A 22807-nucleotide genomic window follows, 5' to 3' on the forward strand; every position below is an offset into this window, starting at 1 on the left:
CTCGACGCTCACCGCCCGGCCCCCTGAACGGGGCGGGCGAGACGGAACCCCGACACCTGCTGCGGGTGGATGCGCAGCAGCGTGTCGTGCGGGCCGTGGGCCCAGCCGGACAGCGTCCGCCGGTAGTGCGCGGCCTCGTCCGGGTCCGTGATGATGTCGGCGGGGCCGTGGGCCGTCACCGTCCATCCGGTGCCGGTCGGGGTGCGGATCTCGTCCGCGTGATAGGTCAGCACCGCCCTGCCGGGGATCGCCGCGGCCTGCACGGGCGTGCGGACGATCAGGCGCCCGTACTCCAGGACGTGGGTGGCCGGGCGGACGAGAGCGTGCTCGCGCTGGACGTAGACCAGGCGTCCTTGGGCAGAGCCTTCGAGGAGCCACAGGGCCTCGGTGCCGGAGACATCGATCATGAGGCGTTCGCCGGGGACGGTCATCGTGCGGCCTTCCGGATACGGTGCGGATGGTGCTTGAGAGGCAGCAGCCCTGCCTGTTCCAGATGTTTGCGGGCTCCGGCGATCGCCTCGGGCGTGGTGGCGTACTCCCGGCCCGCGTGCCGCAGCAGGTCGAGTGCACCGACGGCCTCGAGTGCCTGGCGCTGACCGGGCCGGATGCCGGACGTCATGACGGCGATGCCACGCCGGGTCAGCTTCTGGACCGCGTCCTTCAGCACGAGTGCGCCGGTGGCGTCCATCGTGGTGACGCGGGACATGCGCAGGATCACCACCTTCACGTCGGAGACCTCCGACAGCTCCAGCAGGAAGCGGTGCGCGCCGGCGAAGAAGACGGGCCCGTCGATGCGGTAGGCGACGATGTGCTCGGCCAGCAGCGCGTGCTCCTCGTCGCTGTGTTCGCCGGGCAGGTCCGGGCGGAAATCCACCTGGTCCATCCGCGCCTGGTTCGCGACCGCCTTCAGGGCGAGTGCCCCGGCCACGACGAGGCCGATGATCACCGCGTAGACGAGATCGAGGACCAAGGTGGCGGCCGCCGTCAGTACCAGCACGACGGCGTCCGAGCGGGTCGCCTTCACCATCGCCCGGAGCGAGCCGACCTCGACCATCCGGATCGCGGTCGCCAGCAGCACCCCCGCCAGGGCGGCGAGCGGGATCTTGGAGACCAGGGGTGCGGCAGCGAACACGATCACCGCGAGCACGGCGGCATGCGTCAGGGCGGCGAGCCGGGAGGAGGCGCCGGTGCGGACGTTGACCGCCGTACGGGCTATCGCCGCGGTGGCCGGTACGCCGCCGAACAGCGGGGCGGCAAGGTTCGCGATGCCCTGCCCGAACAGCTCCTTGTCCGGGTCGTGCTTCTGCCCCACCGTCATCCCGTCCGCGACCGTCGCCGACAGCAGCGACTCCAGCGCGGCCAGCGCGGCCACCGCGATCGCGGGTGCGAGAAGCGACCCCAGCGTGGACGGGTCGAGGAAGGCCAGGGAGGGCGCGGGCAGCCCGGACGGCAGCTTGCCGATGGGGGCCGCCGCGTCCAGACGGAAGACCTGCGCGATCACGGTCGCGGCGATGACCGCCACGATGGAGAACGGGACGGTGGGCCGCCAGCGGGCGCCGAGCATCATCACGGTCGCGACGCCGAGTGAGAGCGCGATGGCCGTCCAGTTCGGGGCGTGCGCGAACTCGACGACGGCCCGCCAGGCGACGGCGAGGACCTTCTCGCCGTCCGGCTTGGGCACCCCGAGCGCGCTCGGTATCTGCTGAAGTCCGATCACGCAGGCGATTCCGAGGGTGAAGCCCTCGACGACCGGCGCCGGCACGTAGCGCATGTACTGCCCGGCCTTCATCAGCGCCAAGGCGATCAGGAGGACACCGGCCATCAGCCCGACGGTCAGCACCCCGCCGGGCCCGTACTGGGCGACGATCGGCACCAGAACCACCGTCATCGCACCCGTGGGCCCCGACACCTGAAGGTTGGACCCGCCGAACAGTGCGGCGAGCGCGCCCGCGACCACGGCGGTGGCAAGCCCGGCCTCGGCGCCGAGCCCGGAGGAGACCCCGAAGCCGAGCGCGAGCGGCAGAGCGACGATCGCGACGGTGAGACCGGCCAGGAGATTCCCGCGGGGGTTTCGGCGCATCACCGCGAAGTCGCCCCGGGTCGGCATCAAGGAGCGGACCCGGTCGAGTCCGGTGGTCAGCACGGTATTCACTGTGCGGGGACCTCGGACTCGCGCAGCTCCTCCAGGAGCTCACTCTGTCCGGTCAGCACCTCGGTCAGAATCCGCCGGGCCGCCCGCATCAGCTGCGCGACGTCCCCGCCCGCGAGCTCGTAGACCACCGTCGAGCCGTCACGGACCGAGGTCACGATTCCCGAGCGGCGCAGCACCGCGAGTTGCTGGGACAACGCCGAGGGCTCGACCTCGATCGAGGCCAGGATGTCCCGTACCGGCATCGGCCCGTCCTGCAACAGCTCCAGGACCCTTATCCGTACGGGGTGCCCGAGCATGCGGAAGAAGTCGGCCTTGGCCTGATACAGGGGAACAGGCATGGTCTCGCATCCTTCTCATCGCCCCGGGCGCCGGGGAAGTGGCTGGTGCTGTGCCCGTGGCTACCTACGGGCGCAGCCAGCACAGCATCTACGAAATTGCATAACTTTGCAATTCGTGGATTCTGCGGCTGTTCCCATGTCGAAGGCTGTAACGTCACGGCGTGGGCCCCGCCGCATCCCCCGTCGGCGGGGCCCCTCCGGCGGGTTCCGTGCCGGCGTCGGTCGCCCTGGAGTGGATCCGTGGCCTGGGCGTGGAATGTTTCCCCGGTCGTGCCGGGGAGCGCGGCCGTTGCCTGATGATGTGGTGGAACGAGCACCTGCGCCCTCCGATCCTCCAGCGCTCGCGTGCCAGCGCCTTGAGGACGTAAGGAATTGCAGAAGTTTGCAATTAGGATATCCTCGGCTCACCATGGCGCGGGTGCCTCGAGCCCCGCGTGTACGTACCGAGCTAGGACAGAACAGATGACGGCGAGTCTGCCCCCGTGCCCGAAGTGCTCCAGCGAGTACACCTACGAGATGAACGCGCTGATGGTCTGCCCGGAGTGCGCCCACGAGTGGGTTCCCGCTGCGACCGGGACGGATGACGAGAGCGCCTCGGGCGAGCGGGTGATCAAGGATGCCGTCGGGAACGCGCTGAGCGACGGTGACACCGTGACCGTCGTCAAGGCCCTCAAGGTCAAGGGCAGTCCGTCGGGGATCAAGGCGGGCACCAAGGTGCGCAACATCCGTCTGGTCGACGGGGTCGACGGCCACGACATCGACTGCAAGATCGACGGATTCGGTGCCATGCAGCTCAAGTCGAGCGTGGTCAAGAAGGCCTGACCTGGCTCCCGGTTTTGGAGAGCCTGGGCAACGTTTCGGGTGCACTCTCGTAGGCAGAGGCTCTCGGCGGCCGGCGGCTCCTGTCGCGCTCCTCCAGCAGTCTTGGGCGCGAACCGGTGCACGAAATGGCGAGACGGCCTGACCCGCCCGTGCGGTCAGGCCGTCTTCCGCATGGCCCTCAGGCCAGGGCGAGGAAGAGCTTCTCGAGTTCTTCCTCGGTCATGGGGGGCTGGGTTCCGTCGGCGTTGTTCATGCACTGACGCATGCCGCTGGCGACGATTTTGAAGCCGGCGCGGTCGAGCGCCTTGGAGACCGCGGCGAGCTGGGTGACGACGTCCTTGCAGTCACGGCCGGCTTCGATCATGGCGATGACTCCGGCGAGCTGTCCCTGGGCGCGGCGCAGACGGTTGAGGACTGAGCTGACCGCTGCTTCGTCGACCTTCACCGGGTGCCTCCTGGTTCGTGTGCTGTCCCCTCATGGTACCCCAGGGGGTATATGTGGGGGTGAGTGCTTGCGGAGGGCCGCGAGTGCGGCATCTAGGTCGCCTTGGTGGGGGCGGTTGTGGGGGAGCTTGGCGAGGATGGCTGCCATGCCGCAGGTGTTGGTGAGGGCGGAGAGGGCCAGGCCGCCGGCGACCGCGGCGGAGATGAGCTGGAAGGCGGGGTGGATCAGTCCGAGTGCGAGGCCTGCGAGGACGAGGGCGCCGGCGGTCAGGCGGACCTGGCGCTCCATGCCCCACGTGGTCCGGGAGGGGGGCTCGGGGTGGTGGAGGTCGTGGCCGGCGGCTGCCCAGGCGCCGGTGCCCCCGGTGAGGGTGGCGGTGCTGATGCCGTGCTCGGCGAGCGTCGTGCAGGCGCGGTCGGAGCGTGCTCCGGAGGCGCAGACGACGAGGATGTCGCCGCGGTCGGCGGCGTGACGGATGTCGGGCAGGGCGCGTGAGAGCTGGTCGAGGGGGATGTTCAGGGCGCCGGGCAGGTGGCCTGCGGCGTATTCGCCGGGGGTGCGGACGTCGAGGATGGTGAGCTCGTGCAGACGGGTGCGGGCCTGGGCGGAGTTGAGGGTGTGGGGGGTGGTCATGGCGGAGTGGTCCCTCCTGGGTGTCGGCCGGGGCCGGGAGCGGGCGCCGGGTGAGCTTGGGGTGTGCCGTGGGGCGGCTGTGGTGTCAGCGGATCGCGTCGGTGAGCATGAAGGCCGCGACGGCCAGCAGTGTGACGGCGAAGGTCCGTTGCAGGGTGGGGCCCGTGATCTTGGCGGCGAGGCGCTTCCCGTCCCAGGCGCCGAGGATCGCGGCGCCGGTGAAGGGTGCGATGACCGCCCAGTGCAGAGGTGCGGCGCTGCCGGTGCGGGCGGTGAGCGCGGCGAGTGAGTTGACGGTGATGACGAGCAGGCTGGTGCCGACGGCTGTCCGCATGCGCAGGCCCAGGACTCCCACGAGGGTGGGGACGGCGAGGAATCCGCCGCCGACGCCCAGGAATCCGGTGATCGCGCCCAGGCCCGCGCCGGCTCCGGCGGCCCGTACCGGCTGTACCGGGCGGAACTCCTTCTCGGCTTGGGGAGGTTTGAGCATGCGCAGGGCAGCGACGCCCGCGATGGCCGCGAACGCGCCGGTCAGCACCTGTCCGGGCAGCCGTGCGGCGAGGGTGGCCGCCGCCATGGCGGGGAGTATGCCGGCGGCTGCGAAGAGGGCGCCGGTTTTCCAGCGGACGTTGCCGGAGGTGGCGTGGGCGTAGAGAGCGGTCGCGGATGTGGCGGTGACGATGATCAGCGACGCCGTGGTGGCGGCGGCCGGGGTGAAGCCGAGCAGGTAGATCAGGGCCGGGACCGCGAGCACACTGCCGCCACCCCCGAGAGCCCCGAGTGCGAGGCCGATGACCGCTCCTGCGATCAGGGCGAGGAGGAGCGTGCTCACGCTATCGAGCCGCTGTTTCCACGGTCGTCGACAACCGGCAGCCCGGCCGCTGCCCAGGCGCTCATGCCGCCCCTGACGTCGGCCGCGTCCGCCCCGCGCGCGGTCAGGAGCTTCACGGCCCGTTGGGAGCGGTGCCCGGAACGGCAGATCACCACCAGTGGCCGGCCCTGGGCGGCCGGGGGCAGGCCGTCACTGGTCATCAGGGCGGAGAGCGGGGCGTGTACGGCCCCGGGTGCGTGTCCGGCGGTCCACTCGGCGCGCTCGCGTACGTCGAGCAGGACGGCGCCCTCGTCGCGCGTGCCCTGATGGGCCTGGGTCGGAGTCACGCGGGCGGGGCCGCGGCGGAAGAGGGACATCTGCGGGTCTTTCTCTCGTCGGAAGTGGGGAGGGCGAGTCGTCAGCCGCCGAGGCCGCCGAACCCGCTGACCACCTGGAGGCCTGCGCTCCGGGCGGCGTCGAAGGAGTCGTCGACGGCCACGACGTCGCGCCCGGCGGCGTCGAGCAAGGAGGCTGCGATGCCCGCGCGCATTCCGCCCGCGCAGTGCACCCACACCACTCCGTCCGGAACTTCGTCCTGGCGCCGGTGGAGCTGGTGGACAGGGATGTGTACCGAGCCCTTGATCCAGCCCTCCGCCCGCTCGGAGTCCCGCCGCACGTCCAGCACGATCCGGTGCTCGTACGGGTCCAGGGCGGCGAGGTCGGCGAACGTGGCCCGCGGGAAGCTCCGCGGATCCTCGCCCTCCGGAAGCCAATCGGCGGGCTCTCCGGTAGCCGCGGCGGCCGGCCGGTCGATACCGACCCGGGCCAGTTCGCGCTGCGCCTTCGCCAGCTGCTCGGGGGATTCGGCGAGGAGGGTGACGGGCTTGCCCCAGGGGATCAGCCACGCGAGGTAGGTGGCGAGCTTCCCGTCGGCCTCGAAGTTGAAGGCCCCCGCGACGTGCCCCTGGGCGAATGCGATGCGGTTGCGCAGGTCGACCACCCATTCCCCGGCCGCCAGGCGGGCCGCGATGTCGGCGGCGTCCGCCACGGGAGGTGTGGTCAGGTCGACCGGAGCCGGTCCCGCGGCGTTGGCCGGTCCCATGTGGGCGTAGTACGCGGGTACGTCGTCGAGCCCGGCCAGCAGGGCGGAGACGAAGGCGTCGATGTCCTGGACGAGGGCGTCGTTTCCCGCCTTCTCCTTGCCGATGGTGCTGGCGTTTCCGTCCGCCTGGGCCGAGGAGCAGAAGCTTCCGAACCCGTGGGTGGGCAGCACTTCGGTTTCGTCCGGGAGTTCGGCGGCCAGCCGGTGCGCGGAGGCGTGCTGGGCGCGGGCCAGCTCCTCGGTCAGGCGCGGCTCCACCAGGTCGGGTCGCCCGACCGTCCCGATCAGCAGGGAACCCCCGGTGAACACGGCGACGGCCGCGCCCTGCTCCTCCAGGACGTAGGAGGTGTGGTGCGGGGTGTGCCCGGGGGTGGCCAGCGCTCGCAGTGTGATGCCCTCGTCCACCGTGACGGTGTCGCCGTCATGGACGGGGGTGCGGGCGAAGGACACCCGGGCCGTGGCCGGCACCAGGTAGTCCGCGCCGGTGAGGCGTGCCAGATCCAGGCCGCCGGTGACGTAGTCGTTGTGGATGTGGGTCTCCACTACATGGGAGATCCGCACCCCTCGTCGGGCCGCCGCGGCTAGCACCTGGTCGATGTCGCGCGGCGGGTCCACCGCCACGGCCGCGTGGGCACCGCCTGCCAGGTAGCTGCGGTTGCCGAGCCCTTCCAGGTCAAGGGTGTCGATGAAGAACACGCTGTCGCTCCTTCTCGCGAGAATTACCCCCGGGGGTATATATCGAGCGTAGCATTAGTACCCCCGGGGGTATTTTTGGCGGAGTCTCGACCCGTTGGAGGCCCGTGGGTGGGCCTACTCGCGAGCAAGGCCGCAACCGCCACGAAAGGGATGAACCAATGCGCTACGACCGCACCGTCCGCCTCACCGGTGACTTCGCCACCACCGTGTCCGCCGTCCGCGAGGCCTTGGCTGCGCAGGGCTTCGGGATCCTCACCGAGATCGACGTCACCGCCACCCTGAAGGCCAAACTCGGCCACGACATGGAGGACTACCTCATCCTCGGAGCCTGCAACCCGCCGCTCGCCCACCAAGCCCTGGACGTCGACCGCACCATCGGACTGCTCCTGCCGTGCAACGTCGTCGTCCGCACCGACGGGGGCGAGACCGTGGTCCAGGCGCTCGACCCGGCCACGATGGTCACCCTCACGGGCCTGCCCGCCCTCCAGCCGGTCGCCGAAGAGGCCGGTCGCCGCCTGGATGCCGCCCTGGCCGCTCTGCGCGACGGCGGCTGAGCTCTTCGCTCCAGCCGCTCCCCGCCCGTTGGAGTGGGCGTCGGTGTGGGCGGCGTCCGTGCCGAAAGCCGCCCGCGCGGTCCCCGACGGGCGGTCATCTGCTGTTCGGCGCTGACCGGCCATGACTGAGACGAGGGCGGCGCGTTCGGTGAGTGCGTCGGCAGGCGGGCGCTCGGCCATGGTGGCCAGGACTGCTGCAACGCGGTGTCGGGCAGCGGAGCCGGATACGGTGAAGACGACCTCGACGGCCCGCCCGTGCGCCGATGCGGGAGGCGATCTGGCTGCATCGCCCGGGTGAGGGCCCGTTGAGGTTCGGCGCCGCAGGTGCGGTGGCCGGGAGGTGTCGAACCGCCGTGCCAGGCACGGTTCCACGGCCTCGGCGATCCTTGGATCGTCCGGGTCGTGGTGTTGCATTCCAGATATAGCGGGCCTTCGGTGAAGGCGGGGTGGGCCGGGATTGCGGGGCGGCCCCGCTGTCCACGGGCAGGTCGGCCAGGCGCCATTCCAGCATCCCGTCGGTCAGCCGGACGGCCTTGCGGCCCCGGTCGTGCGACGAGACGGATCTCGGCGGCCTGATCCTGCGCGCACTGGCCACCCCGGGCCACACCGACGAACACCTCTCCTTCCTGCTCCTGGACGGCACCCGTGAGCTGGCAGTGTTCACCGGCGGCTCGCTCATCGTCGGCTCGGCCGCCCGTACCGACCTACTCGGCGCCGACCGGGCCGAGGAGCTGGCCCGCGCCCAGTACCACTCGCTCAGGTGGCTGGCCGAGCTGCCCGACACCACCGACGTCTGGCCGACGCACGGCGCGGGCTCCTTCTGCTCCGCCCCGCCCGGCGCCGAACGCACCACCACCATCGGCGCCCAGCGACGGGCCAACCCGCTGCTCGCCGCGCCGGACGAGGACGCCTTCGTCGCGCAGCTGCTGGGAAGCCTCGGCTCCTACCCCGCCTACTTCGACCGGCTCGGCGAAGCGAACCGGCGCGGGCCCGCGGTCCTCACCACCGCCCCCGCGCTCGCCGCGCTGTCGCCTGCCCAGGTCCGCGCTCTCCTCGGCGAGGGCGCTCACCTCGTCGACGTACGACGCGTGGCGGACTTCGCCCAAGGCCACATCCCGGGCGCCGTCTCCATCCCGCTGCGCGACCAGTTCGCCACCTGGCTGGGCTGGCTGCTGCCCGCGCGACAGCTACCCGTTCGGCATGTTCGCCGTGCCGACCTCCGATGTCCGCCGCATCCACGCCTCCAGCGGCACCACCGGCCGCCCCACCGTGGTCGGCTACACCGAGCAGGACCTTTCGATGTGGGCCGACGTCGTGGCCCGCTGCATCCGCGCCGCAGGCGGCCGGCCCGGCGACGTGTTGCACAACGCCTTCGGGTACGGCCTGTTCACCGGCGGACTCGGTGCCCACTACGGAGCCGAACGAGCCGGCTGCACGGTCGTTCCGGCCTCCGGCGGCATGACGGCCCGACAGGTCCAGATCATCCAGGACTTCAAGCCCAGCATCATCATGGTCACCCCCTCCTACATGCTCGCGCTCCTCGACGAGTTCGAACGCCAGGGCGTGGACCCCCGCACCACCTCACTTCGGATCGGCATCTTCGGCGCGGAACCCTGGACCGAGCAGATGCGCTCCGAGATCGAGGAGCGCTTCGACATCCACGCCGTCGACATCTACGGCCTGTCCGAAGGCATCGGCCCCGGCGTCGCCGACGAATGCGTCGAGACCAAGGACGGACTGCACATCTGGGAAGACCACTTCTACCCCGAGGTGCTGGACCCGCTCTCGGACGAGGTCCTGCCCGACGGCGAAAGCGGAGAACTGGCCTTCACTTCGCTGACCAAGGAAGCCATGCCCATCATCCGCTACCGCACCCGGGACCTCACCCGCCTGCTGCCCGGCACGGCCAGGCCCGCCTTCCGGCGAATGGAGAAGGTCGCCGGCCGCTGCGACGACATGATCATCCTGCGCGGAGTCAACGTCTTCCCCACCCAGATCGAGGAGATCGTCCTGCGCATCCCCGCGCTGTCGCCGCACTTCCAGCTGGAGCTGACCCGGCGCGGCCGCATGGACCACCTGACCGTTCGCGTCGAGGCGCGGCCGGACGCGACGCCGGACGAACGCGCCGCCGCCGCGGGCATCCTCGCCAAGGCAGTCAAGGACGGCGTCGGGGTCTCGGTCACCGTCGACATCGTCGACCCGGAAACCCTCGAACGCTCGGTCGGCAAACTGCGGCGCCTCGTCGACTCCCGCGATCAGTGACCACCGGTCCTGCCGCCCTGATCGCATGACCAGGCCGCCGCCACCCCCGGCCGGCCCGCGGCGCGGGGGTCCCGCCCACAACCGCGACTCCTTGGTGGAGATCGCGGTCGAGGTGTTCAACGAACGCCTGGACCCTGGGCGGCAGTGCGAGGCGCAGCCCGAGTGCGGTGACCGCCACCGGGTCGGTGCTCGCGAGGACGGCCCCGAGAACCAGCGCCATCCGCCAGGACGGCGGAGTCAGGGCGGAGGCGACGTACCCCACCACGGCGGCCGAGGCCAGGACGACGTCACGCCGACCAGACTTCCCGGCACACCGCCTTCACCATGTCCGCATGGAGTGTGTCAGGGCAGCGTCAAGGTGTTCGCGCACTGCCGTGACCCGGCCGATTTTCACCTGATGATGATCGTCAGCAGCACTTGTGTGCCTCTGCCGGCCAGGGAAGCCCTCTGCGCGGATCGGGGCGTGTTCTTTGGCGTGAGGAGGCGCGTGTCGTGGTGGAGGCGGTTGCCAGGCCCGGGAGGCTGAAGGTCTTTCTCGGGGCGGCCCCCGGCGTGGGCAAGACGTACCGGATGCTGGACGAGGGTCGGCGCCGGGCGGACCGTGGGACGGATGTGGTCGTCGCCTTCGTCGAGTGCCACGGACGCCGCCTGACCGAGGCGAAGCTGGCCGGGCTGGAGATGGTTCCGCGTGCGGAACGTGCCTATCGGGGCGGCCGGTTCGAGGAGATGGACCTGCGAGCGGTGCTGGAGCGGCGGCCCGGGGTGGCGCTCGTCGACGAGCTGGCCCACTCCGTCGTCCCCGGTGGCAACCCTGCCAAGCGGTGGCAGGAGGTGGAGGCGTTGCTCGCGGCCGGGATCGACGTGGTGACCGCCGTCAACATCCAGCACCTGGAATCCCTCAACGACGTCGTCGAGAAGATCACCAAGGTCCCGCAGCACGAGACCGTGCCGGACGCGGTGGTACGCCGGGCCGATGAGATCGAGCTGGTGGACCTGCCGCCCGAGGCGCTGCGACGGCGCATGGCGCACGGGAACATCTACACGCCGGAGAAGGTCGATGCGGCGCTGTCCAACTACTTTCGGATCGGGAACCTCACTGCTCTGCGGGAACTTGCCCTGTTGTGGCTCGCGGGGCGGGTGGACGAGGCGTTGCAGAAGTACCGTGCCGACCACGGGATAGGGGGAGTGTGGGAGGCCCGGGAGCGGGTGGTCGTCGCGATCACCGGCGGACCTGAGGGTGACACGCTCATCCGGCGGGCGGCCAGGATCGCCGCCCGATCGGCGGGCGGAGACCTTCTCGCCGTGCACATGGCGCGCAGCGACGGCCTGGCTGCGGGAGCGTCGGCTTCCGCGTTGGTTCGCCAGCGTGCGCTCGTCGAAAGCCTCGGCGGGAGCTACCACTTTCTCGTCGGCGACGATGTGCCCACGGTGCTCACCGAGTTCGCCCATGCGGAGAACGCCACGCAGTTGGTCCTCGGCACGAGCCGGCGCCGTCGTATCGAGCGTTTCCTGACCGGGCGGGGGACGGGTGAGACGATCGTCGGGCTCTCCGAGGATATCGACGTACACATAGTCACTCACGAACGGGCGGGCGGTGGAAGGCTGTTGCCTTCCAGGCGGCGAACGCTGCCGACGTCCCGGCTGATCGCCGGACCGGTTCTGGGCCTCGTGCTTCCGTTCGCCCTCACATTCCTGCTCGACCAGACCCGGGGCAGCCTCAACCTCACCAGTGAGGCGCTGCTGTTCCTGGTGGCGGTGGTCGGGGTGGCGTGCGTGGGCGGAGTGGTGTCGGCGCTGGTGGCGTCCCTGACCGCGTCGCTTCTGCTGAACTACTGGTTCATCCCGCCGGTCGGTGAGTTCACCATCGCCGAGCCCAACAACATCCTCGCGCTGGTGGTGTTCGCCGTGGTCGCGGGGACCGTCGCAGTGGCCGTAGACCGGTCGATGCGGCTGTCGCGCCGGGCCGCCCGGGCGACGGCGGAGGCGGAGACGCTCTCCTCGCTGGCCGGCTCCATCGTGCGGGGAGGCCAGGCCGTTCCGGCGCTCCTGGAACGGACGAGGGAGACTTTCGGCATGGATTCGGTAGAACTCGTTGATCGCCCGATCGAGGGGGACGACTCCGTCGTTCAGGTCCCGGTGGGAGGGGATGCGCGTCTCGTCCTACGGGGACGTCCGCTGCCCGCCTCCGACCGGCGCGTCCTGGCCGCCTTCGCCGCGCATGTGACCGTCGCGGTTGAACAGGCGAGGCTCGCGGAGGCGGCCGCCGAGATCGAACCCGTCAAGGCCGCCGACCGGATGCGTACCGCCCTCCTCGCGGCGGTCAGCCACGACCTGCGCACCCCCCTTGCCGCCGGCTGGGCGGCCATCGAGTCCCTGCGGGCCAGCGACGTGGAGTTCAGCGAGGAGGACCGGAACGAACTCCTCGCCACCGCCGACGAGTCGATGGCCCGGCTCAACCGTCTCGTCGAGAACCTCCTGGACATGAGCCGACTGCAGGCCGGGGCGCTGAAGCTGGACCTCCGTGCGACCCACCTGATGGAGGTACTGCCGGCCGCGCTGGACGGCCTGCCCACCGACGCGCCCGCCGTCGATGCCCAGAGTCTCGAGCAGGCCCCGGCCGTGCTGGCCGATCCACCGCTTCTGGAGCGCGTGGTCGCCAACCTGCTGAGCAACGCCGCCCGGCACACCCCGCCCGGGCGACATGTGCTGCTGACGGCGAGCTCGTTCGACGACCGGGTCGAGATCCGGGTCGTCGACCGCGGGCCCGGAATCCCCGAGGCGGACCGCGGACGAGCCTTCGTGCCCTTCCAGCGCCTCGGCGACACCGACAACACCACGGGCGTCGGGCTCGGCCTCGCGCTCTCCCGAGGCCTCGCCGAGGCGATGGGCGGCACGCTCACCCCCGAGGACACCCCGGGAGGCGGCCTGACGATGACCCTCTCGCTGCCGGCTGCCCTTCCAGTTCCCGTCTAGTGCGACACCCCATCTGGCGTGCCCGCTCGCCTGTTCGCCAGTTTGGCAAAGGGTCGTCAAGTCCGACCCGCCCCGCATCCCCTTACGCCAGGAGGGCGCGCCAGCGGTCGGCCGACTTCAGCATGTCCTCGACGACCCGCTCCAGGAACGTCCCCACCTTGGCCAGCCGCTGCCCCACGGGTGTGTCCAGCCCGAGCGTCTCGGCCGCCGCCATCGCGGCCTGCGCGGACGAGCGCGTCTGCTGCGAGCTGATCACGATCGAGTGGTACCAGGCGTCGTCGTCGACCACGTAGATGTCGCGACGCCGCTGCGGATCGCGCTCGCGCCGGACGTATCCCTGCTGGACCAGGAAGTTCACGGACACGGACACGGAGGCTGGGCTGACCTTCAGCCTGTGGGTCAGCTCGGCTGCGGTGCGCCTGCCGTCCTCGGACAGCAGCAGGTCGACGTGCACGCGCGCTGTCATCCTCGGCAGCCCTGCCCTGACCGCCAGCTCGATGATCTCCTCTTCCATCGCGCTTCCCGGCGCTCCGGCCGGCGCTCCGGCTGTGCACGGGGGTGCCGGTGTGCCGCGCTGCGCCCGCTGGACCGTCGCGCGGTGCGCCTGCTGGGGCCGGTAGCCGCCGGGGCTGCCGTTGCGTGCGACCTCCCGACTGATCGTCGAGGTCGACCGGTCGAGCCGCCTGGCGATCTCGGCATAGGAGAGCCCATCGGCGAGTCCGGCCGCAATGCGCTGGCGTTCCTGCTGGGTCAACCGTCCTCCAGGCATGCTGCCAGTATTGCTTTCGCCGCCGGTCAGTGCAACGGAGCATTGCATTCGAGCTCAGCGCCATTGCATCAATTTGCCGCCGCCCAGCTGCGGTTATGCCATCTAGTGGATTGCGGTCACCCTGAATGCGACGTAGCTTTCGAGAAACGTCAAACGCGCACTATCGCGAGCTGAGGAATGATCATGGGTGAATCCCTCCACACTGTCACGTCGCTGCCGACGGAGCGTCAGCCCGGTTGTCCCTTCGACCCGCCGGCAGAGTTGATCGATGCCCGCGGGCACGGTCCGATCAGCCGCTACACCCACCCCGGCGGGAAGCCCGGCTGGATGATCACCGGATACGACCTGGTCAGGTCGGTCTTGGCCGACCCGCGGTTCAGCTCGCGCAAGGACCTGCTGAACGTGGTCGACTTCGAGATCCCGCCGGCGCCGCCCGGGGAGTTCCTCCTCATGGACGAACCGCAGCACGGGCGCTACCGGAAGCCTCTGGTGGGCAAGTTCACCGCGCGGCGGATGCGCCTGCTGACCGAGCGCATCGAGCAGATCACCAACGACTGCCTGGACGCCATGGAGGAGGCCGGGCCGTCGGCGGACTTGGTGACCGCGTTCGCCAAGCCCATCCCCACCATCATCATCTGTGAGCTGCTGGGGGTGCCGTACGAGGACCGGGCCTCCTTCCAGGAACAGATCGACAAGTTCATGAACGGGGAGACGGGCGACGAAGAGCTGCTGGCGGCCTACACCGCGACCCAGGACTACCTCGCGAAGCTGGTGGCCGCCAAGCGCGCGAACCTCACCGACGACGTGCTCAGTGAACTCACCGACAGCGACCTGACCGATGAGGAGCTGCAGGGGATCAGCCTGATCCTGCTGGCGGCCGGATTCGACACCACCGCGAACATGCTGGCCCTCGGGGCCTTCGCGCTGCTGCAGAACCCGGAGCAACTGGCGGCCCTGCGCGCCGATCCCACGCTCGTGGACCAGGCCGTGGAGGAGCTCCTGCGGTATCTGAGCGTCGCCAAGTCGTTCATGAGGACGGCAGTGGAGGACGTCGAGGTGGGCGGCCAGACCATCGAGGCCGGCACGACGGTGGTCCTGTCGTACAACACCGCCAACCGCGACCCCGAACGCTACGCGGATCCCCACGAGCTCGACCTCCGCAGGGACTCCGGCGGCCACCTGGCCTTCGGGCACGGCATCCACCTGTGCCTGGGTGCGCAGCTGGCCCGTGTCGAGATGCGCGTCGCGTTCTCCGCGCTGCTGGCCCGCTTCCCCACGCTGTGCCTGGCCGTACCGGCCGAAGAGGTTGCGCTGCGTCCGGAGACCGCGGACATCTACGGGGTGAAGAGCCTCCCGGTCACCTGGGACGTGTGACCGCCGACGCGCTGAGGAGATCCTCAGCGCGTCGGCGCTTGCGGCCGGGACGGGCAGCTCAGGTCGTGGCTTCGGCCGGGAGGTCGGGGGGCGTCTGCGGGGCCCCGTCCTTGAGGGGCAGGGTGATCACCATGGTGAGTCCGCCACCGGGGGTGTCCTCGGCGGTGAGGGTGCCGTCCATGGCTTCGAGGAAGCCCCGGGCGACCGCCAGACCGAGCCCGACCCCGGCGCCCGCAGGGGTGTCTCCGTACCGCTGGAAGGGTTCGAATATCCGGTTCTTCGCCTCGTCGGGGACGCCGGGTCCGCGGTCCACGACGCGGAGCTCGATGCGTGCGCCGAGGGTGCTGGCGGACACAAGGACGGTCTCGCCGGCGGGGTTGTACTTGACGGCGTTCTCGACGATGTTCGCGACGGCCCGTTCCAGGAGGCCGCGGTCGACGGCGACCATGGGCAGGGTCTCGGGGATGTCCAGGGCCACGCTGTCGTCGGGGACTCCGGCCAGTGCCATCGGGACGACCTCGTCGAGGTCGGTCTCGCGGATGAGCGGGACGACGGTGCCCGTCTGGAGGCGGGACATGTCCAGGAGGTTGCCGATCAGGTGGTCGAGGCGGTCGGCGCCGTCCTCGATGCCCTCCAGGAGATCGGCCCGGTCCTCCTCGGACCATTCCACGTCGTCGGCGCGCAGGGAGGTGACGGCCACCTTGATGCCGGCGAGCGGGGTGCGCAGATCGTGGCTGACGGCGGCGAGGAGCGCGGTGCGGATCTGATTGCCCTCGATCAGGCGGCGGGCTTCCTCGGCCTCGTCGACCAGGCGCTGGCGGTCGAGTACGACGGCTGCCTGGGCGGCGAAGGCGCCGAGGACCCGGCGGTCCTCGGCGGGCAGGACCCGGCCTGTGAGGGCGAGGGACATGTTCTCGCCGATGGGCATGTCGACGTCGGCGTCCTCGGGGCGGGCGACGGGATTGCGCCCGGTGCTGCCCGCGCAGGCCCACGGTTCGACGTCCGTACCGCGTTCCAGCAGTGCCACGGATTCCATGGCGAAGGTCTCGCGGACCCGTTCCAGCAGTGCGTCGAGGGCGGTTTCGCCGCGCAGGATGCTGCCGGCGAGGAAGGAGAGGATCTCGGACTCGGCGCGGAGCCGGGCGGCCTGTTGGGTGCGGCGGGCGGCCAGGTCGACGACGGACGCCACGGACACGGCCACGCCGACGAAGATCGCGATGGCGACGATGTTCTTGGGGTCGGAGATGGTGAACTCGTGCAGTGGCGGGGTGAAGTAGTAGTTGAGCAGCAGGGAGCCGAAGGCCGCCGAGGCGAGCGCGGGCAGCAGCCCGCCGAGGAGCGCCGCCGCCACCGTGAAGGTGAGGAAGAGCAGCATGTCGTTGGCGAGCCCGAGCTCGGGAACGACCTGGCTCAGAAAGACGGTGAGCAGCGCGGGGCCGGCGACACCGGTCAGCCACCCCCAGACGACTCGGAGCCTGCCGAGCCGCGCGCCGCGCGCGACGGGCAGTCCGCGGCCCTTGGCGGCTTCGTCGTGGGTGACGATGTGCACGTCGAGGTCGGGCCCCGATTCCCGGGCGACGGTGGCGCTCACGCCTGGGCTGAAGACGGATCGCCAGGATCGTCTGCGGCTCACGCCGAGGACGATCTGGGTGGCGTTGCAGCCGCGGGCGAACTCCAGGAGCGCGTCGGGGACGTTGTCGCCGATGACGTGGTGGAAGGTGCCGCCGAGGTCCTCGACCAGGGTGCGCTGGACGGCGAGTTCCTTGGGGGAGGCGGCGGTCAGCCCGTCGCTGCGGGCGATGTAGACGGCCAGGACCTCGCCGCCCGAGCCCTTCTCGGCGAGGCGGGCCGCGCGGCGGATGAGCGTACGGCCTTCCGGGCCGCCGGTGAGGCCGACGACGATGCGTTCGCGGGCCTGCCAGGTGGAGCGGATGTTGTGCTCGCCGCGGTATTCCTGGAGGTACTCGTCGACCCGGTCGGCGACCCAGAGCAGCGCGAGTTCGCGCAGGGCGGTGAGGTTCCCGGGGCGGAAGTAGTTGGACAGGGCCGCGTCGACCTTGTCGGGCTTGTAGATGTTGCCGTGGGCCATGCGGCGGCGCAGGGCCTGCGGGGACATGTCGACCAGCTCGATCTGGTCGGCCCGTCGCACCACCTCGTCCGGGACGGTCTCGCGCTGGCGCACGCCCGTGATCGTCTCGACGACATCGCCGAGGGATTCCAGGTGCTGGATGTTGACGGTGGAGACGACGTCGATGCCGGCTTGGAGGAGTTCCTCCACGTCCTGCCACCGCTTGGTGTTGCGGGAGCCGGGGATGTTGGTGTGGGCGAGCTCGTCGACGAGCGCGACGGCGGGGCGCCGCGCGAGGATCGCGTCCACGTCCATCTCGGTGAAGGAGGATTCCCGGTACTCCAGTTCGCGCCGTGCGATCTGTTCCAGACCGTGCAGCATCACCTCGGTGCGCGGACGGTTGTGGTGCTCCACGAAGGCGACGACGACGTCGGTGCCGCGCTCCACCCTGCGGTGGCCCTCCGAGAGCATCGCGTACGTCTTGCCGACGCCGGGGGCCGAGCCCAGGTAGATGCGAAACTTGCCGCGTCCCATTGTTGAATCATCCCTCGAAGCGGTAGCCCATGCCGGGCTCGGTGATCAGATAGCGGGGGTGCGAGGGGTCCGCTTCCAGTTTGCGGCGCAGCTGGGCCATGTAGACCCGCAGGTAGTTGGTGTGCCCGGAGTACGTCGGCCCCCAGACGTCCAGCAACAGCTTGGTCTGGGTGATCAGCCGCCCGGGATTGGTGATGAGGATTTCCAGGATGTGCCACTCGGTGGGCGTGAGCCGCACCGTGCGATCACTACGCCTGACCTTCTTGGCGATCAGGTCGACGGTGAAATCGTCAGTCGTGATCACGGCAACCTCGTTGGACGGTGCCGGGATCTCCTGACGGCGGACGGCGGCCCGCAGCCGGGCGAGCAGTTCGTCCATGCTGAACGGCTTGGTGACGTAGTCGTCGGCGCCCGCGTCCAAGGCGCGGATCTTCTCCTCGGAGGTGTGACGGGCGGAGAGGACGAGGATCGGCACTCCGCTGGTCATCCGTACCTCCTTGATCACGTCGATGCCGTCCATGTCCGGCAGACCGAGGTCCAGCAGGATGACGTCCGGCTTGCGCGCGGCTGCCAGTCTCAGAGCGGTGTTTCCCTCGGAAGCCGTCTCCACCCCGAACTTCCGCGCCTCCAGGTTGATCCTGAGCGCACGGACGAGCTGGGCATCGTCTTCCACCACCAGCACCTTGATCATCGGTGTGGGGCCTTCCTCTTTCGGTGGATACGGGTCGGAGCCGGCGGGACGCGCAAGCGCCGCGTCCCGCCGGCTCCAGAGCCTTGGTCGTGGAGAACGTCAGCCCTTGGCCAGTGCCTTGAGCGCGGTGTTGAGTTCGAGGACGTTGACGCGGGGTTCGCCCATGAAGCCGAGGGTGCGGCCGGTGGTGTGGTCGGCGACGAGCTCTTCGACCTGCTTGACGTCGAGCTTGTTCTGCTCGGCGACCCGGTGGATCTGGAGCTTGGCGTACTCGGGGGAGATGTCGGGGTCGAGGCCGGAGCCGGAGGAGGTGACGGCGTCGGCCGGGACGTCCTCGGGCTTGACCTGGTGGCCGGCGGTGGAGTTGTCGGCGATGACGGCGTCCTTGGCGGCGATGACCTGGGCGCAGAGGGTGCCCTCCTCCGCCTGGTCGGTGCACTTGCCGTTGATCGCGCCGTTGTCGGCGGAGCGGTTGGTGGCGCCGGAGAGGATCAGCGAGTACTGCGTGTTGACGCTGTTGCTGCCCAGTCCGTTGGAGGGGCGCGGCTGGAACCACTTCAGGTCCGGCTTGACCGCCTCCTCCGCGTCATCGGGGTTCTGCTTCGGGAGGTTGTAGCTCTGCCCGATGAGGGAGGAGCCGACGACCTGGCCGCTCTTGTCCTTGATCTCGGAGCCGTTGGCCTTGTCGTTGAACAGGACCTGGGCGATGCCCGTGACGGCGAGCGGGTAGATGACCCCGCAGATCACGGTCAGAACGAGAAGGGCTCGGAGGCCCGCACCGATCAGGCGCGCTGTGGTGCCTACAGAGTTGTTCATGACGGATCAGCCGATTCCGGGGAAGAGGGAGATGAGCATGTCGATGACCTTGATGCCGATGAACGGGGCGATCAGACCGCCCACGCCGTACAGCCCCAGGTTTCGGCGGAGCATCTTGTCGGCGCTGGTGGGGCGGTACCGGACGCCCTTGAGGGCGAGCGGTACGAGGGCGATGATGATCAGCGCGTTGAAGATGACCGCGGAGAGGATCGCTGATTCCGGCGAGGTCAGGCCCATGATGTTGAGCTTGTCGAGGCCCGGGTAGACCACGGCGAACATGGCCGGGATGATCGCGAAGTACTTGGCGACGTCGTTGGCGATGGAGAAGGTGGTCAGGGCGCCGCGGGTGATCAGCAGCTGCTTGCCGATCTCCACGATCTCGATGAGCTTGGTGGGGTTGGAGTCCAGGTCCACCATGTTCCCGGCCTCCTTGGCGGCCGAGGTGCCGGTGTTCATGGCGACGCCCACGTCGGCCTGGGCCAGTGCGGGGGCGTCGTTCGTGCCGTCGCCGGTCATGGCGACGAGCTTTCCGCCGGCCTGCTCCCGCTTGATGAGGGCCATCTTGTCCTCGGGCGTCGCTTCCGCCAGGAAGTCGTCCACACCCGCTTCTTCGGCGATGGCCTTGGCGGTCAGCGGGTTGTCACCCGTGATCATGATCGTCTTGATGCCCATGCGGCGCAGTTCGTCGAACCGCTCGCGCATGCCTTCCTTGACGACGTCCTTGAGGTGGATGACGCCGAGGACGCGGGCGCCCTTCTCATCGTCGACCGCGACGAGGAGCGGGGTGCCGCCGGCTTCGGAGATGCGGTTGGCGAGGAGGTCGGCGTCATCGGAGACCTGGCCGCCCTGCTCCCTGACCCAGGTGATGACCGAACCGGCCGCGCCCTTGCGGGTCTTCTTGCCGTCCACGTTCACGCCCGACATGCGGGTCTGGGCGGTGAAGGCGATCCACTCGGCGTGCGCGAGCTCGCCCTGGTGGCGTTCGCGCAGTCCGTACTTCTCCTTCGCGAGGACCACGATGGAGCGGCCCTCGGGGGTCTCGTCCGCGAGGGAGGAGAGCTGGGCGGCATCCGCCAGTTCGGCCTCGTCCGTGCCGGTGACCGGTACGAACTCGGAGGCCTGGCGGTTGCCGAGGGTGATGGTGCCGGTCTTGTCGAGGAGCAGGGTCGAGACGTCGCCCGCGGCTTCCACCGCACGGCCGCTCATCGCGAGGACGTTGCGCTGGACCAGGCGGTCCATGCCCGCGATGCCGATGGCGGAGAGCAGGGCGCCGATGGTGGTGGGGATCAGGCAGACGAGGAGCGCGGTGAGGACGATCATCGACTGCTCGGCGCCGGCGTAGATCGCGAAGGGCTGGAGGGTGACGACGGCCAGCAGGAAGACGATGGTCAGCGAGGCCAGCAGGATGTTGAGTGCGATCTCGTTGGGCGTCTTCTGCCGGGCCGCGCCTTCGACCAGGGCGATCATCCGGTCGATGAAGGTCTCGCCGGGCTTCGTCGTGATCTTGATGACGATCCGGTCGGAGAGGACCTTGGTGCCGCCGGTGACGGCCGAGCGGTCGCCGCCGGACTCGCGGATGACCGGGGCGGACTCTCCGGTGATGGCCGACTCGTCGACGGACGCGACGCCTTCGACGACGTCACCGTCGCCGGGGATGATGTCCCCGGCCTCGCAGACCACCAGGTCGCCGATACGAAGCTCCGTGCCCGGCACCTGCTCCTCCACCGAGCCGTTCAGCCGGCGGGCGACCGTGTCCGTCTTGGCCTTGCGCAGCGTGTCGGCCTGGGCCTTGCCGCGGCCTTCGGCGACTGCCTCGGCGAGGTTGGCGAAGATCGTGGTCAGCCACAGCCAGGCAGTGATGGCCCAGCCGAACCAGTCGGTCGGGTCCTTGATCGCCAGCACGGTGGTGACCACCGAGCCGATCAGGACGACGAACATGACCGGGGACTTGATCATGACGCGCGGGTCGAGCTTGCGGACGGCGTCCGGGAAGGACTTCAGCAGCTGCTTGGGGTCGAACAGCCCCCCGCCCACACGGCCGGCAGGCGGCTTGTGGCCGGTTGGCAGGTCGTCGTGCGGAGCCCTGGTAGGTGTGGCGGTGCTCATGATGCGAGCCCTTCGGCGAGCGGACCCAGCGCCAGGGCCGGGAAGTAGGTGAGTCCGGTGATGATGATGATCGTTCCGACGAGCAGGCCCGTGTAGAGCGGCTTGTCGGTGCGCAGGGTGCCCGCCGTCTCGGGGACGGGCTTCTGCTCGGCCAGCGAGCCGGCCAGCGCGAGGACGAACACCATGGGCAGGAAGCGGCCCAGCAGCATGGCGATGCCGATGGTGCTGTTGAACCACTGGGTGTCGGCGTTGAGGCCGGCGAAGGCCGAGCCGTTGTTGTTGGCGCCCGAGGTGTAGGCGTAGAGGATCTCGGAGAATCCGTGCGCCCCGGAGTTCGTCATCGAGTTGCCCGGGGTGGGCAGCGCCATGGCCGCGGCGGTGAAGCACAGCACCAGAGCCGGGGTGATCAGGATGTAGCAGGCCGCGAACTTGATCTGGCGGGTGCCGATCTTCTTGCCCAGGTACTCGGGAGTGCGGCCGACCATCAGGCCGGCGATGAACACGGCGATGATCGCCATGATCAGCATGCCGTAGAGGCCGGAGCCGACGCCGCCGGGCGCGATCTCGCCGAGCTGCATGCCCAGCAGCTGGATCCCGCCGCCGAGCCCGGTGTAGGAGGAGTGGAAGGAGTTGACGGCGCCGGTCGAGGTCAGCGTGGTCGCCACCGAGAAGATCGAGGAGGCCGCGATGCCGTACCGGGTCTCCTTGCCCTCCATCGCCCCGCCGGCCACGTCGAAGGCCGGGCCGTGGTGCGCGAACTCGGTCCACATCATCAGCGCGGTGAAACCGACCCAGATGATGCCCATGGTCGCGAGGATCGCGTAACCCTGGCGCAGGTTTCCGACCATGCGGCCGAAGGTCCGGGTCATCGCGAACGGGATGACCAGGATCAGGAAGACCTCGAAGAGGTTCGAGAACGGGGTCGGGTTCTCGAAGGGGTGGGCCGAGTTGGCGTTGAAGTAGCCGCCACCGTTCGTACCCAGCTCCTTGATGACCTCCTGCGAAGCCACCGCCCCGCCGTTCCACTGCTGGGTGCCACCCATGAACTGGCCGACCTCGCGGATCCCGGCGAAGTTCTGCATGACCCCGCACGCGACCAGGACGAGCGCGCCGATCACCGAGATCGGCAGCAGGATCCGGACCGTGCCGCGCACCAGGTCCGACCAGAAGTTGCCGAGCTCGCCTGTCCGGGAGCGCGCGAAGCCCCGTACGAGGGCGACCGCGACGGCCATGCCGACGGCGGCGGAGACGAAGTTCTGGACCGCGAGGCCGCCGGTCTGGACGACGTGGCCCATGGCCTGCTCGCCGTAGTAAGACTGCCAGTTGGTGTTCGCCACGAAGGACGCGGCGGTGTTGAAGGCCTGGTCCGGGTCGATCGCCACGAAGCCGAGCGAGCCGGGCAGCACACCCTGCGCGCGCTGCAGCAGGTAGAGGAAGAGGACGCTCACGGCGGAGAAGGCGAGGACGCCGCGCAGGTAGGCGGGCCAGCGCATTTCGGCCGACGGGTTGGCGCCGATGGCCTTGTAGATCCACTTCTCCGGCTTGTAGTGCTTCTCGGAGGAGTAGACCCGGGCCATGTAGTCGCCGAGGGGGCGGTACGCCAGAGCCAGCGCGGCGATCAGCGCGAGCAGCTGGAGCACACCAGCGGTAACGGGGCTCAT

18 protein-coding genes and 2 pseudogenes are annotated in these 22807 nt (G+C 69.9%); 5 read left to right on the forward strand and 15 right to left on the reverse strand.

Going from position 1 to position 22807, the window contains the following annotated elements; translation table 11 throughout:
- Positions 1–8 precede the first annotated feature (8 nt).
- The 3 genes from DRB96_RS01855 to DRB96_RS01865 are packed head-to-tail and all read right to left on the reverse strand — an operon-like array spanning position 9 to position 2490.
- Complete coding sequence (locus DRB96_RS01855; protein WP_239515958.1) at positions 9–431, reverse strand: pyridoxamine 5'-phosphate oxidase family protein; 423 nt, start codon at positions 429–431, stop codon at positions 9–11.
- Positions 428–2107, reverse strand: coding sequence for a SulP family inorganic anion transporter (locus DRB96_RS01860; RefSeq protein WP_204357974.1), 1680 nt, complete (start codon positions 2105–2107; stop codon positions 428–430). The genes DRB96_RS01855 and DRB96_RS01860 overlap by 4 nt, the downstream gene beginning before the upstream one ends.
- 41 nt (positions 2108–2148) lie before the next feature.
- Positions 2149–2490 carry a metalloregulator ArsR/SmtB family transcription factor gene (locus DRB96_RS01865; RefSeq protein WP_112446463.1) on the reverse strand — a complete coding sequence of 114 codons (342 nt, stop codon included), beginning with the start codon at positions 2488–2490 and terminating at the stop codon, positions 2149–2151.
- 462 nt (positions 2491–2952) lie between these two features.
- Between DRB96_RS01865 and DRB96_RS01870 the strand changes: the two genes are divergently transcribed.
- Positions 2953–3312, forward strand: coding sequence for a zinc ribbon domain-containing protein YjdM (locus DRB96_RS01870; protein WP_112446464.1), 360 nt, complete (start codon positions 2953–2955; stop codon positions 3310–3312).
- A gap of 178 nt (positions 3313–3490) precedes the next feature.
- Here the strand turns inward: DRB96_RS01870 and DRB96_RS01875 are convergent, their stop codons facing one another.
- The 5 genes from DRB96_RS01875 to DRB96_RS01895 all read right to left on the reverse strand — a co-directional run bounded on the left by DRB96_RS01875 (position 3491) and on the right by DRB96_RS01895 (position 6999).
- The gene (locus DRB96_RS01875) at positions 3491–3757 is read right to left on the reverse strand and encodes a metal-sensitive transcriptional regulator (RefSeq protein ID WP_112446465.1); all 267 of its coding nucleotides are present in this window, start codon (positions 3755–3757) and stop codon (positions 3491–3493) included.
- A 30-nt stretch (positions 3758–3787) separates the two neighbouring features.
- Positions 3788–4390, reverse strand: a complete 603-nt coding sequence (locus tag DRB96_RS01880; RefSeq protein ID WP_112446466.1) for a rhodanese-like domain-containing protein — start codon at positions 4388–4390, stop codon at positions 3788–3790.
- 85 nt (positions 4391–4475) lie between these two features.
- Entirely contained in the window at positions 4476–5222 is a 747-nt protein-coding gene (locus DRB96_RS01885) for a sulfite exporter TauE/SafE family protein (RefSeq protein WP_112446467.1), read from the reverse strand.
- Complete coding sequence (locus tag DRB96_RS01890; RefSeq protein ID WP_112446468.1) at positions 5219–5578, reverse strand: rhodanese-like domain-containing protein; 360 nt, start codon at positions 5576–5578, stop codon at positions 5219–5221. Before DRB96_RS01890 ends, DRB96_RS01885 begins: the two co-directional genes overlap by 4 nt.
- A gap of 41 nt (positions 5579–5619) precedes the next feature.
- Positions 5620–6999 (reverse strand): MBL fold metallo-hydrolase, encoded by a 1380-nt coding sequence (locus DRB96_RS01895; RefSeq protein ID WP_112446469.1) that lies wholly within the window; start codon positions 6997–6999, stop codon positions 5620–5622.
- A 158-nt stretch (positions 7000–7157) separates the two neighbouring features.
- On the opposite strand from DRB96_RS01895, the gene DRB96_RS01900 reads away from it, so the two are divergent.
- Entirely contained in the window at positions 7158–7553 is a 396-nt protein-coding gene (locus tag DRB96_RS01900; protein WP_112446470.1) for a DUF302 domain-containing protein, read from the forward strand.
- Positions 7554–8732: 1179 nt separating this feature from the next.
- Positions 8733–9815: pseudogene (locus DRB96_RS01915) on the forward strand (AMP-binding protein); the annotation flags it as partial.
- 127 nt (positions 9816–9942) lie between these two features.
- Here the strand turns inward: DRB96_RS01915 and DRB96_RS44170 are convergent.
- Positions 9943–10101 (reverse strand): annotated as a pseudogene (locus DRB96_RS44170) (Na+/H+ antiporter); the annotation flags it as partial.
- Positions 10102–10310: 209 nt separating this feature from the next.
- Here DRB96_RS44170 and DRB96_RS01925 point away from each other — a divergent pair.
- Complete coding sequence (locus DRB96_RS01925) at positions 10311–12788, forward strand: ATP-binding protein (protein ID WP_112453148.1); 2478 nt, start codon at positions 10311–10313, stop codon at positions 12786–12788.
- Positions 12789–12870: 82 nt separating this feature from the next.
- Here the strand turns inward: DRB96_RS01925 and DRB96_RS01930 are convergent, their stop codons facing one another.
- Positions 12871–13557, reverse strand: coding sequence for a helix-turn-helix domain-containing protein (locus DRB96_RS01930; RefSeq protein ID WP_112446471.1), 687 nt, complete (start codon positions 13555–13557; stop codon positions 12871–12873).
- Between the two features lie 183 nt (positions 13558–13740).
- Between DRB96_RS01930 and DRB96_RS01935 the strand changes: the two genes are divergently transcribed.
- Entirely contained in the window at positions 13741–14931 is a 1191-nt protein-coding gene (locus DRB96_RS01935) for a cytochrome P450 (RefSeq protein WP_112446472.1), read from the forward strand.
- A gap of 58 nt (positions 14932–14989) precedes the next feature.
- Here DRB96_RS01935 and DRB96_RS01940 read toward each other — a convergent pair whose 3' ends face one another.
- The 5 genes from DRB96_RS01940 to kdpA form a co-directional block, all read right to left on the reverse strand.
- On the reverse strand, positions 14990–17533 hold the full coding sequence (locus DRB96_RS01940; RefSeq protein ID WP_112446473.1) for a sensor histidine kinase KdpD: 2544 nt from the start codon (positions 17531–17533) through the stop codon (positions 14990–14992).
- A 7-nt stretch (positions 17534–17540) separates the two neighbouring features.
- Positions 17541–18224: a response regulator gene (locus DRB96_RS01945; protein ID WP_112446474.1), complete on the reverse strand. Its 684-nt coding sequence runs from the start codon at positions 18222–18224 to the stop codon at positions 17541–17543.
- Between the two features lie 99 nt (positions 18225–18323).
- Positions 18324–19040 (reverse strand): potassium-transporting ATPase subunit C, encoded by a 717-nt coding sequence (locus DRB96_RS01950; RefSeq protein WP_112446475.1) that lies wholly within the window; start codon positions 19038–19040, stop codon positions 18324–18326.
- A gap of 6 nt (positions 19041–19046) precedes the next feature.
- Positions 19047–21146: a potassium-transporting ATPase subunit KdpB gene (gene kdpB, locus DRB96_RS01955; RefSeq protein WP_112446476.1), complete on the reverse strand. Its 2100-nt coding sequence runs from the start codon at positions 21144–21146 to the stop codon at positions 19047–19049.
- Positions 21143–22807, reverse strand: coding sequence for a potassium-transporting ATPase subunit KdpA (gene kdpA / locus DRB96_RS01960; RefSeq protein ID WP_112446477.1), 1665 nt, complete (start codon positions 22805–22807; stop codon positions 21143–21145). The genes kdpB and kdpA overlap by 4 nt, the downstream gene beginning before the upstream one ends.

It is taken from the genome of Streptomyces sp. ICC1, assembly GCF_003287935.1.
In the GTDB taxonomy this organism is placed as follows: domain Bacteria; phylum Actinomycetota; class Actinomycetes; order Streptomycetales; family Streptomycetaceae; genus Streptomyces; species Streptomyces tritrimontium.